Raw genomic sequence first — 12244 nt, forward strand, 5'->3', positions numbered from 1 at the left:
ACAGTCGTGCCCATTCGGCAATCGTTGCCAACTGTTCATGACCTATGTGAAGGGGTCGTGCAGACTGGCCGAATGCGCACTGCACTGATTTCCGAACCCGCCGACGCGGAGCGTCCGAACGAGGACTTCGCGGCACTCGCGCTTCCGGCGTCAGGGCAGGGCGGCGCGCTGGTCGTACTGGACGGGGTGACTCCGCCCCGGAGTGACGACGGCTGTCTGCATTCCGTCCCCTGGTTCTGCGCGCGACTTGGCGGTGCACTGACCGAACTGTCCCTTTCCCGCCGGGATCTGACCCTGCCGGAGATCCTCTCCCAGGCCATCGCCCGCACGGCCGAGGCACACGCGGCGACCTGTGACCTTTCTCACCCGCGCACGCCACAGGCGACCGTGGTCGTGGCCCGCTGGGCCGAGGCGGCGGTGGAGTACCTGGTCCTGTCGGACTCGGTCCTGCTGGCCGAAGGCCCCGACGGCACGGTCACCGCTCTCCTGGACGACCGTCTCGACAGGGTCCCGCGCGCCGCCCTGGCGACCGAGGCCATCGCGGACGCCACGGTCCGCAACAAGGAGGGGGGATTCTTCACCGCGGCGGCGGACCCGTCGGTCTCGGCCCGCGCGGTCACCGGCGCACTTCCCCGCGCGGCGGTGCGCACCCTCGTGGCGCTCACGGACGGCGCGACCCGCTGGACGGAGAAGTTCCGCCAGGGCGACTGGACGGACCTGTTCGGCTTCGTGCGCGACGAGGGGGCGGCGGCGCTGGTGGACCGCGTACGGGCGCTGGAGGCCGCCGACCGCGAGAAGCGGGCGCATCTGGGCCGCGGCAAGACGCACGACGACGCGACGGTGGTGTACGTACGGCTGTGACGCGGTCCGCCGCGTGCCTTCCGCGTGTCCTACTTCTCCATGCTCCGGTTCAGCTGGTGGAGCAGATGAGCCAGTTCGGCCACCTCGCTCCGGTCCCAGTGGGAGAGCTGGCTCACGTACCGCGCCCGGCGCGCCTCGCGGACCTTTCCGACACGGCAGCGCCCCTCCTCGGTGAGGTGGACCAGCCAGGCGCGGCCGTCGGCGGGGTCGGGTTCGCGGGCCACCAGGCCCAGCTCCTCCAGGGCCCGCAGCTGGCGGGACATGGTGGCCTTGCCGACGCCGATGTAGGCGGCGAGTTCCGTGGCGCGCTGACGGCCGTGTTCGTCCAGGCGGACCAGGAGTCCGTAGGCCGCGGGCTCCAGATCCGGGTGGACCTCCCGGGCCATCTCGCCCTGGTTGGCCCGGGCCCGCCGCAGGAACACCGTCAGCTCGCGCTCCAGCGACAGGAACTCCCGGTCCGCGCCGCTCTCGTCCACGGCACCGCCCCGGTCCGCGCCTCTTCGGTCCACGCCGGTCCCCGGCGCGCCGGACTCGCCCGGACGCCCCTCGCCGTTTCCGCCCTCGTGCACGTGAGCACCCCTGCCCCGGTTTCCCGTTCCTGAAAGTTTCCGCATAACGCGACAAACACTGCCAACGCCGCCATTGCCGCAGCTCCGTCAGTATTTCGCAGGCTTCGGCCGGCGGTGCCCTCCGACCCCCCTTCCCTACCAGAGAGCCATGGCATGCCCACGCCAACATTCGGCCGACTGTCGGCTTCCGACTGCCGACTGCCGCCCCGTCGGCCGCGACGCAGGCGCAGGCGCAGGCGAAAGGCCCGGGCCCCTGGAAGGCGCCGAGAGCGCCTTCGCGAAGCCCGGGCCCCTCACCGGCCCGGCGCCAGGTCACGCGGCCACCGGCACCTCCGGCTCCACGCCGTTCACGGCCGGCGCGAGCGCCAGCTCCAGGACCTGGCGGACGTCCGTGACCGCGTGGACGTCCAGCTTGTCCAGCACCTCGGCCGGGACGTCGTCCAGGTCGGGCTCGTTGCGCTTGGGGACGATCACGGTCGTCACTCCCGCCCGGTGCGCGGCGAGCAGCTTCTGCTTGACGCCGCCGATGGGCAGCACACGGCCGGTCAGCGAGACCTCGCCCGTCATCGCCACGTCCGTGCGGACCAGCCGGCCCGACAGGAGCGAGGCCAGCGCGGTCGTCATGGTGATGCCCGCGCTCGGGCCGTCCTTGGGCACCGCGCCCGCCGGGAAGTGGATGTGCACGCCCCGGTCCTTCAGATCGCCCACGGGCAGTTCGAGTTCGGCGCCGTGGGAGCGCAGGAAGCTCAGCGCGATCTGCGCCGACTCCTTCATCACATCGCCGAGCTGTCCGGTGAGGGTCAGGCCCGCCGCGCCCGTCTCCGGGTCGGCCAGGGACGCCTCCACATAGAGCACGTCGCCCCCCGCGCCGGTGACCGCGAGTCCGGTGGCGACACCGGGGACGGCCGTGCGCCGCTCGGCCGGGTCCTGGGCGGACTCGGGCACATGGTGCGGGCGGCCGATCAGAGCGCGCAGGTCCTCGTCCCGGACGGTGAGGGGCAGTTCCTTCTCCCCCAGCTCGTGCTGGGCGGCGACCTTGCGCAGCAGCCGCGCGATCGAGCGCTCCAGGTTCCGTACACCCGCCTCCCGCGTGTACTCCCCGGCGAGCTTGCGCAGCGCGCCCTCGTCCAGCGTGACCTCGTCCGGTTTCAGGCCGGCGCGCTCCAGCTGGCGCGGCACCAGGTGGTCCCGGGCGATGACGACCTTCTCGTCCTCGGTGTAGCCGTCGAGGCGGACCAGCTCCATACGGTCGAGCAGGGCCTCCGGGATGGCTTCGAGGACGTTCGCCGTCGCGAGGAACACCACGTCGGACAGGTCGAGTTCGACCTCCAGGTAGTGGTCGCGGAAGGTGTGGTTCTGGGCCGGGTCGAGGACCTCGAGGAGCCCCGCGGCCGGGTCGCCCCGGAAGTCCGAGCCCACCTTGTCGATCTCGTCGAGCAGGACGACCGGGTTCATCGAACCGGCCTCCTTGATGGCGCGCACGATCCGGCCGGGCAGCGCGCCCACGTATGTGCGCCGGTGGCCGCGGATCTCGGCCTCGTCCCGTACGCCGCCGAGCGCGACGCGGACGAACTTGCGTCCCATGGCGTGCGCGACCGACTCGCCGAGGCTCGTCTTGCCCACACCGGGCGGTCCGACCAGCGCGAGCACGGCACCGCCGCGCCGCCCGCCGACCACGCCGAGGCCCCGGTCCGAGCGCCGCTTGCGCACCGCCAGGTACTCGGTGATCCGCTCCTTCACGTCCTCCAGACCGGCGTGCTCGGCGTCGAGGACGGACTTGGCGCCGCGAATGCCGTACGCGTCCTCGGTGCGCTCGTTCCACGGCAGTTCGAGGACGGTGTCGAGCCAGGTCCGGATCCAGGAGCCCTCGGGCGACTGGTCGCTCGACCGCTCCAGCTTGTCGACCTCCTTGAGCGCGGCCTCGCGGACCTTCTCGGGCAGGTCGGCGGCCTCGACGCGGGCCCGGTAGTCGTCGGACTCCTCGCCGTCCTTGGCGTCGCCGTTCAGCTCGCGCAGCTCCTTGCGGACGGCCTCGAGCTGACGGCGCAGCAGGAACTCGCGCTGCTGCTTGTCGACGCCCTCCTGGACGTCCTTGGCGATGGACTCGGCGACGTCCTGCTCGGCGAGATGGTCGCGCAGCTGCTGGGTGGCCAGCTTGAGCCGGGCGACCGGGTCGGTGGTCTCCAGCAGTTCCACCTTCTGCTCGGTGGTCAGGAAGGGCGAGTAGCCGGAGTTGTCGGCGAGCGCGGAGACGTCCTCGATGGCCTGGACGCGGTCCACCACCTGCCAGGCACCGCGCTTGCGCAGCCAGCTGGTGGCGAGGGCCTTGTACTCCTTGACCAGGTCGGCGACATGGCCGGGCAGCGGCTCGGGAACGCTCTCCTCGATCCTCGTGCCCTCCACCCACAGGGCCGCGCCCGGGCCGGTGGTCCCGGCTCCGATCCTGACGCGGCCACGGCCGCGGATCAGGGCGCCCGGGTCGCCGTCGGCCAGCCGGCCGACCTGCTCGATGGTGCCGAGCACACCGGTGCTCGCGTACGTCCCGTCGATGCGCGGCACCAGCAGCACCCTGGGCTTGCCGGGCTCCGAGCGGGCGGCGGCCTGGGCGGCCTCCACTGCGGCGCGCACCTCGGAATCACTCAGGTCCAGCGGAACAACCATCCCGGGCAGCACGACCTCGCCGTCGAGCGGCAGCACGGGCAGGCTGAGCGTAGTGGACGTCGAAGCCATGATCTCCCCTTCGGCAGTCAAGTTGAGCTATGTCGACTCAATGCACGGAGAGATGCGATTGTTCCCCTGAGCGTGTTCGCTGTGAGCGATCACGGCGGGCAGTCCTGTCGAGCGCTTCCAGTCCAAGCGGGCATGACGAGCAGTCATTCCCGAGTGGCCGGGCAGCCGTTCCCGGGTGGCCGGGCAGCCGTTCCCGGGTGGCGTGCCGAGTGGTCATCGCGAACGGTCACTCGAAGCGGTTACCCGCAGCCGTTGCGCGCAGCCGTTGCGCGAGGCGGTCACGCCTGACGATCGGCCAGAACCCGTCAGGCCACCGTCGGCGCCCCGGCCAGGCCGCCGACGGTGGCCCGCCGACCGGTCCGGTGCCAGCGCCGCACCACCGGCCACAGCGCGATGCCGACGACCAGCGACAGCAGATGCCCCCAGTTGCTCATCGGGTCCGCGAACGCGGCCAGGTCCTGAAGGAGTATCGAGGCGAAGGCGATCAGCACGGGCCAGCGCAGCCACGGCCGCATCAGGCCCGTCAGCGCGCCGAGGCTCGCCGCGACTCCGAAGCTGATGCCGTAGTCGAGCCGGTGCAGCGAGGTCTCCGGAAGATGGCCCGCCAGCACGGCGAGGCCCACGGAACCCTCGGTGGCCAGAGTGGCGAGCACATGCCCCGCCAGAAAGACGGCCGCCGCGCGCCGTGCCCCTATCCGCCGCTCCAGAGCCGTCAGAACCAGCAGGAAGACCAGTGTGTACGTGGAGGTGATCCCGCCCGCGATCCACAGCGCGCTCGCCACCAGCACCAGCGCTGGATCGTGCACCAGATGGGCGACGTCGGTGCTCGATGCCTGGTACAGGGCGCGTATCAGGGACGGCGCGGCGTAGCGGGCGAACAGCGACGTCACACAAAGGACGACGGCGTATCCGAAGGTGAACGGCGTGCTCTTGGGGCTCGGCAGCAGCAGCCAGGGGCGCGGATCCGCGGTGCGCGCCGGGAGCGTCGGCGCCGTGACCGGGGCGACGCGCCCGGGCGGTGCGGTGCGCTGGCGCGGCATGCCGTCCAGGAGGGGCGCGCCCGTCTCGGGGTCCGTGAGCATGGCGTCAGCCGCCGAGACCGTACGTTCCAAGGCGTGGCGCTCCTTCCGTTGTGCACCACCCTTGGCGGCAGCAGGGGCGGTGTCTATGACCGACGCCACCCGAGACGCGATTCATAGCAACTTTTCAGGTGCCGTGTGCGTCCGGGGCCCGAATCCCGACACCGTCCATACGCGCCGGGAAAATCCCTCGTACGTGATCAGGCCCGTCACCAGAATGTGACCCATGCCTCCTCCGTACGACACTCACGACACGTACGACACCTACGACGCCCCGGAGGTCCTCGACCGCCGTCAGGGGCCCCACGGCGAGGTCGTGCTGCGACGGCACGGTGTGCTGCTGCAGATCGTCGCCAACGGCTGCTTCCTGATGGACACCTCCGACGGCCGCTCGGAACGGCTGCTCGTCGACGCCGCGCTCGGCGCCCTCGGCGGAAGGCCGGAGCCGAGTGTGCTGATCGGCGGCCTCGGCGTCGGCTTCTCTCTCGCACACGCGGCGGCGGATCCCCGCTGGGGAGAGATCGCCGTCGTGGAGCGTGAGCAGGCGATCATCGACTGGCACCGCGACGGCCCCCTGTCCGCACTGTCCGCGAAGGCGCTCGCCGATCCGCGGACCCGCGTCCTGCCGACCGATCTCGTCACCTACCTCGATGAGACTTCGGACACGTACGACGCCCTGTGCCTGGACATCGACAACGGGCCCGGCTGGACCGTCACGGAGGACAACAACAGCCTCTACGGAGCGACCGGACTGGCAAGCTGCACAAGGGTGTTGCGGCCTGGTGGGGTACTCGCGGTGTGGTCGGCCCGGCCCTCTGAGGATTTTGAAGGATCTCTCAGGAATGCCGGATTCCGGCAGGTGCATACCGAAGAGGTCCCCGTTGCCCGGGGCGTTCCCGACGTCGTGCATCTCGCTGTCCGCCCTGGATAGCCGACCGGCGGTAACTCCCCGTACGCTGCTCCCCTGGCGCGGATCATTCAAGCGTCAAACGCAGTCATGGGATCACCCCACGGATTCCGGAAAGCAACCCCAGGGGCGGGCGATGGAGCAGACACACACCTCGCACAACGGCACGACGACGACCCCGGGCGCGCAGCGGCGCGTCCTGGTGGTCGAGGACGACACCACGATCGTCGAGGCCATCGCCGCCCGCCTGCGCGCCGAGGGATTCCTCGTGCAAACGGCAGGCGACGGGCCGTCCGCGGTCGACACGGCCGAGGCCTGGCAGCCTGACCTGCTGATCCTCGACATCATGCTGCCGGGCTTCGACGGCCTGGAGGTCTGCCGCCGGGTGCAGGCGCAGCGGCCCGTGCCGGTGCTGATGCTGACCGCGCGCGACGACGAGACCGACATGCTGGTCGGGCTCGGTGTCGGCGCCGACGACTACATGACCAAGCCGTTCTCGATGCGGGAGCTGGCGGCGCGCGTCCATGTGCTGCTGCGCCGGGTCGAGCGCGCGGCGCTGGCGGCGACGACGCCGCGCAGCGGCATCCTGCGCCTGGGAGAGCTGGAGATCGACCACGCGCAGCGCCGCGTCCGGGTGCGCAACGAGGACGTACATCTCACGCCCACCGAGTTCGATCTGCTCGTCTGCCTGGCGAACACGCCGCGCGCCGTGCTCTCGCGTGAGCAGTTGCTCGCCGAGGTGTGGGACTGGGCGGACGCGTCGGGGACCCGCACGGTGGACAGCCACATCAAGGCCCTGCGACGGAAGATCGGCGCGGAGCGCATCCGTACCGTGCACGGCGTCGGCTACGCGCTGGAGACCCCGACGCCATGAGCGGCCCTCCGGCGAGACGGAGAGGCCCCGGCGAGCGCTGGGGGGGCGTACGCCCGTTCTCGATCAAGACCAAGCTGGGCGCGCTGGTCGTCATCTCGGTGCTGATCACCACGGGCCTGCTGATGATCGCGGTGCGCACCGAGACCGAGCTGCGCTTCATCACGGTGTTCTCGATGATTGCCACACTGCTCATTACGCAGTTCGTGGCCCATTCGCTCACCGCACCGCTGGACGAGATGAACGCGGTGGCCCGGTCCATCTCGGGGGGTGACTACACCCGCCGGGTGCGTGACACGCGCCGTGACGAACTGGGTGACCTGGCCCAAACGATCAACCTGATGGCCGACGAGCTCGAGGCCCAGGACCGCCAGCGCAAGGAACTCGTGGCGAATGTCTCGCACGAGCTGCGCACGCCCATCGCGGGTCTGCGTGCCGTGCTGGAGAACATCGTGGACGGCATCTCGGCCGCCGACCCGGAGACCATGCGCACGGCGCTGAAGCAGACGGAGCGGCTCGGGCGCCTGGTGGAGACCCTGCTGGACCTCTCACGCCTGGACAACGGTGTGGTCCCGCTGAAGAAGCGCCGCTTCGAGGTGTGGCCGTATCTCTCCGGCGTGCTCAAGGAGGCCCAGATGGTGTCCTCCGCGCGTGCGGGCATAGCCTCCGGCTCCGGCAGCCACACCCGTACGGACGTCCATCTGCACCTCGATGTCTCTCCGCCGGAGCTGACCGCGCACGCGGACCCGGAGCGCATCCACCAGGTCGTCGCCAACCTGATCGACAACGCGGTCAAGCACAGCCCGCCGCACGGCCGTGTCACGGTGAAGGCCCGGCGCGGCGCCGGTCCTGAGTCACTGGAGCTGGAAGTGCTCGACGAGGGTCCCGGCATCCCGCAGTCGGAGTGGCACCGGGTCTTCGAGCGCTTCAACCGCGGCGCCGTGAGCGCGCCGCACGGTCCGGGCAGCGACGGCGGCACGGGCCTGGGGCTGGCGATCGCCCGCTGGGCGGTGGATCTGCACGGCGGCCGGATCGGGGTGGCCGAGTCCCCTCGGGGTTGCCGGATCCAGGTCACTCTTCCGGGAGAGCCGTAACCGTCGAGTTGACGTAGAGTTCGAAGCGGAACGACAAGATCCACGCAGCTTCACGCCGATGGACACGTGTGATCAGGCACAGACCCGCGCATCCCCCGCGCCGGGCCGGGCCCGTCGCACCCGCCGCGTACCGGAACCCCGCTTGTTTCCCGCCATTTCCGGCCCCGAAACACGCTCTCCGGTGTGACTTACACGACGAAGAACCGGCCCGACCTGACCTTCACTGCCGGGGAGGCGTAGCCTTAATCCCCGCTGTCCAGTCATCTTGTGAAGCGGAAGAGGGCGGTTACCGCCGTGTCGTCACAGTCCCCCAGTAACTCGAGCATCTCCACCGACGACCAAGCCGGGAAGAACCCGGCGGCTTCGTTCGGCGCGAACGAGTGGCTCGTCGACGAGATCTACCAGCAGTACCTCCAGGACCCGAATTCGGTCGACCGTGCCTGGTGGGACTTCTTCGCCGACTACAAGCCGGGTGCGCCGGCTTCCCCGGCCGCACCCGTCTCCCCCGCGCCGGCGGGCACTGCGGCCGCGGGGGCCGCAGAGACCACCGCCGCGGTCCAGGCCGCCCCGGCATCCGTCGCCCCGGCCGTGCCCGCTCCTGCGCCCATGAGTGCCGCGCCCACGAGCCAGGCCGCGCCCGCCGCCGCGCCCGCGAAGCCGGCCGCCGCGCCTGCCGCCGCCCCGGCGAAGCCCGCCGCGGCGCCCGTCGCCCCGAAGAAGGTCGAACCCGTGGCCGAGGCGCCCCAGGGCCCCGAACTGGTGACGCTGCGCGGTCCCGCCGCCGCCGTCGCGAAGAACATGAGCGCCTCGCTGGAGCTCCCCACGGCCACGTCCGTGCGCGCGGTGCCGGTGAAGCTGCTCTTCGACAACCGCATCGTCATCAACAACCACCTCAAGCGCGCCCGGGGCGGGAAGATCTCCTTCACGCACCTGATCGGCTACGCGATGGTGCAGGCCATCAAGGCCATGCCGTCGATGAACTGGTCCTTCGCCCTGAAGGACGGCAAGCCGACCCTGGTCAAGCCGGACCACGTCAACTTCGGTCTCGCCATCGACCTGGTCAAGCCCAACGGCGACCGCCAGCTCGTCGTCGCGGGGATCAAGAAGGCCGAGACGCTGAACTTCTTCGAGTTCTGGCAGGCCTACGAGGACATCGTCCGCCGCGCCCGTGACGGCAAGCTGACGATGGACGACTTCAGCGGGGTCACCGTCTCCCTCACCAACCCCGGCGGCCTCGGCACGGTCCACTCGGTGCCGCGTCTGATGCCCGGCCAGTCGGTGATCATGGGTGTCGGCTCGATGGACTACCCGGCGGAGTTCCAGGGCACCTCCCAGGACACCCTGAACAAGCTCGGCATCTCCAAGGTCATGACACTCACGTCGACCTACGACCACCGGGTGATCCAGGGCGCCGCGTCCGGCGAGTTCCTGCGCATCGTCGCGAACCTCCTCCTCGGTGAGAACGGCTTCTACGACGAGATCTTCGAGTCGCTGCGCATCCCCTACGAGCCGGTCCGCTGGCTCAAGGACATCGACGCCTCGCACGACGACGACGTCACCAAGGCCGCGCGCGTCTTCGAGCTGATCCACTCCTACCGGGTCCGCGGCCATGTCATGGCCGACACCGACCCGCTGGAGTACCGCCAGCGCAAGCACCCCGACCTGGACATCGTCGAGCACGGCCTCACGCTGTGGGACCTGGAGCGCGAGTTCGCCGTCGGCGGCTTCGCCGGCAAGTCGATGATGAAGCTGCGCGACATCCTCGGCGTGCTGCGCGACTCGTACTGCCGCACCACCGGCATCGAGTACATGCACATCCAGGACCCCAAGCAGCGCAAGTGGATCCAGGACCGTGTGGAGCGCCCGCACTCCAAGCCGGAGCGCGAGGAGCAGCTGCGCATCCTGCGCCGCCTGAACGCGGCGGAGGCCTTCGAGACCTTCCTGCAGACCAAGTACGTCGGCCAGAAGCGTTTCTCCCTGGAGGGCGGCGAGTCCGTCATCCCGCTGCTCGACGCGGTGATCGACTCCGCGGCCGAGTCGCGTCTGGACGAGGTCGTCATCGGCATGGCCCACCGCGGCCGGCTGAACGTGCTGGCGAACATCGTCGGCAAGTCGTACGCGCAGATCTTCCGCGAGTTCGAGGGCAACCTCGACCCGAAGTCGATGCACGGCTCCGGCGACGTGAAGTACCACCTGGGCGCCCACGGCACCTTCACCGGCCTCGACGGCGAGCAGATCAACGTCTCGCTGGCCGCCAACCCCTCCCACCTGGAGACGGTCGACCCGGTCATCGAGGGCATCACCCGGGCCAAGCAGGACATCATCAACAAGGGCGGCACGGACTTCACGGTCCTGCCGGTCGCGATCCACGGCGACGCGGCCTTCGCGGGCCAGGGCGTGGTGGCCGAGACCCTGAACATGTCGCAGCTGCGCGGCTACCGCACCGGCGGCACGGTCCACATCGTCATCAACAACCAGGTCGGCTTCACCGCGGCCCCCGAGTCGTCGCGTTCCTCCATGTACGCGACGGACGTGGCCCGCATGATCGAGGCCCCGATCTTCCACGTGAACGGCGACGACCCGGAGGCCGTCGTGCGCGTCGCGCGGCTCGCCTTCGAGTTCCGCCAGGCGTTCAACAAGGACGTGGTGATCGACCTCATCTGCTACCGCCGCCGTGGTCACAACGAGTCGGACAACCCGGCCTTCACCCAGCCGCTGATGTACGACCTGATCGACAAGAAGCGCTCGGTGCGCAAGCTCTACACCGAGTCCCTGATCGGTCGCGGCGACATCACCCTGGAAGAGGCCGAGCAGGCGCTGCAGGACTACCAGGGCCAGCTGGAGAAGGTCTTCACGGAGGTCCGCGAGGCGACCACCTCGCAGCAGCCGGCCGCGCCCTCGCCGCAGGCGCCTCAGGACGGCTTCCCGGTGGCGGTCGACACGGGCGTGTCCGCCGAGGTCGTCAAGCGGATCGCCGAGTCCCAGGTCAACATCCCCGACCACTTCACCGTCCACCCGCGCCTGCTGCCGCAGCTGCAGCGCCGTGCGTCGATGGTCGAGGACGGCACGATCGACTGGGGCATGGGCGAGACCCTGGCCATCGGTTCCCTCCTCCTCGAGGGCACGCCGGTCCGCCTCTCCGGCCAGGACTCCCGCCGCGGCACCTTCGGCCAGCGCCACGCGGTTCTGATCGACCGCGAGACGGGCGAGGACTACACCCCGCTGCAGTACCTGTCGGAGGACCAGGCGCGTTACAACGTCTACGACTCCCTCCTGTCCGAGTACGCGGTCATGGGCTTCGAGTACGGCTACTCGCTGGCCCGTCCCGACGCGCTCGTGATGTGGGAGGCGCAGTTCGGAGACTTCGTCAACGGCGCGCAGACCGTCGTCGACGAGTACATCTCGGCGTCGGAGCAGAAGTGGGGCCAGACCTCCGGCGTCACCCTCCTGCTCCCGCACGGCTACGAGGGCCAGGGCCCGGACCACTCCTCGGCCCGCCCGGAGCGGTTCCTCCAGCTGTGCGCACAGAACAACATGACGGTCGCGATGCCGACCCTGCCGTCGAACTACTTCCACCTCCTGCGGTGGCAGGTGCACAACCCGCACCACAAGCCGCTGGTGGTCTTCACGCCGAAGTCGATGCTGCGCCTGAAGGCCGCCGCGTCGAAGGCGGAGGAGTTCACGTCGGGCCGGTTCCGCCCGGTCATCGGCGACTCCTCGGCGGACCCGGCCGCGGTCCGCAAGGTCGTCTTCACCTCCGGCAAGGTCTACTACGACCTGGAGGCGGAGCGTAAGAAGCGCGGTGCGACCGACACGGCGATCATCCGTCTCGAGCGCCTGTACCCGCTGCCGGGTGCGGAGCTCCAGGAGGAGATCAAGAAGTACCCGAACACCGAGAAGTACCTGTGGGTCCAGGAGGAGCCGGCGAACCAGGGCGCCTGGCCGTTCATCGCCCTGAACCTCATCGACCACCTGGACCTCGCGGTCGGCGCGGACATCCCGGCCGGCGAGCGCCTGCGCCGCATCTCGCGCCCGCACAGCTCGTCCCCCGCCGTCGGCTCCGCGAAGCGGCACCAGGCGGAGCAGGAGCAGCTGGTGCGTGAGGTCTTCGAGGCGTAACGCTCGCCGCGAGG

8 protein-coding genes are annotated in these 12244 nt (G+C 70.2%); 5 read left to right on the top strand and 3 right to left on the bottom strand.

Annotated elements, in window-relative coordinates:
- The first annotated feature begins 72 nt into the window (after window positions 1-72).
- Window positions 73-861, top strand: coding sequence for a protein phosphatase 2C domain-containing protein (locus ABZ845_RS05930; protein ID WP_360973409.1), 789 nt, complete (start codon window positions 73-75; stop codon window positions 859-861).
- Between the two features lie 29 nt (window positions 862-890).
- Here ABZ845_RS05930 and ABZ845_RS05935 read toward each other — a convergent pair whose 3' ends face one another.
- The 3 genes from ABZ845_RS05935 to ABZ845_RS05945 all read right to left on the bottom strand — a co-directional run bounded on the left by ABZ845_RS05935 (window position 891) and on the right by ABZ845_RS05945 (window position 5242).
- Window positions 891-1430 carry a MarR family transcriptional regulator gene (locus ABZ845_RS05935; RefSeq protein ID WP_360973411.1) on the bottom strand — a complete coding sequence of 180 codons (540 nt, stop codon included), beginning with the start codon at window positions 1428-1430 and terminating at the stop codon, window positions 891-893.
- 312 nt (window positions 1431-1742) lie between these two features.
- Window positions 1743-4160, bottom strand: a complete 2418-nt coding sequence (lon, locus tag ABZ845_RS05940; protein ID WP_360973413.1) for an endopeptidase La — start codon at window positions 4158-4160, stop codon at window positions 1743-1745.
- A gap of 305 nt (window positions 4161-4465) precedes the next feature.
- Entirely contained in the window at window positions 4466-5242 is a 777-nt protein-coding gene (locus ABZ845_RS05945) for a rhomboid-like protein (protein ID WP_360973698.1), read from the bottom strand.
- Between the two features lie 223 nt (window positions 5243-5465).
- Here ABZ845_RS05945 and ABZ845_RS05950 point away from each other — a divergent pair, with 223 nt between their 5' ends.
- The 4 genes from ABZ845_RS05950 to ABZ845_RS05965 all read left to right on the top strand — a co-directional run bounded on the left by ABZ845_RS05950 (window position 5466) and on the right by ABZ845_RS05965 (window position 12230).
- Window positions 5466-6170 carry a spermidine synthase gene (locus ABZ845_RS05950; RefSeq protein ID WP_360973415.1) on the top strand — a complete coding sequence of 235 codons (705 nt, stop codon included), beginning with the start codon at window positions 5466-5468 and terminating at the stop codon, window positions 6168-6170.
- Window positions 6171-6282: 112 nt separating this feature from the next.
- The gene (locus ABZ845_RS05955) at window positions 6283-7020 is read left to right on the top strand and encodes a response regulator transcription factor (protein ID WP_360973417.1); all 738 of its coding nucleotides are present in this window, start codon (window positions 6283-6285) and stop codon (window positions 7018-7020) included.
- Complete coding sequence (locus ABZ845_RS05960; RefSeq protein WP_360973419.1) at window positions 7017-8111, top strand: HAMP domain-containing sensor histidine kinase; 1095 nt, start codon at window positions 7017-7019, stop codon at window positions 8109-8111. Before ABZ845_RS05955 ends, ABZ845_RS05960 begins: the two co-directional genes overlap by 4 nt.
- A gap of 294 nt (window positions 8112-8405) precedes the next feature.
- Complete coding sequence (locus ABZ845_RS05965) at window positions 8406-12230, top strand: multifunctional oxoglutarate decarboxylase/oxoglutarate dehydrogenase thiamine pyrophosphate-binding subunit/dihydrolipoyllysine-residue succinyltransferase subunit (protein ID WP_360973421.1); 3825 nt, start codon at window positions 8406-8408, stop codon at window positions 12228-12230.
- The last annotated feature ends 14 nt before the right edge of the window (window positions 12231-12244 follow it).

Source organism: Streptomyces sp. NPDC047022 (assembly GCF_040644155.1).
Classification (GTDB): domain Bacteria; phylum Actinomycetota; class Actinomycetes; order Streptomycetales; family Streptomycetaceae; genus Streptomyces.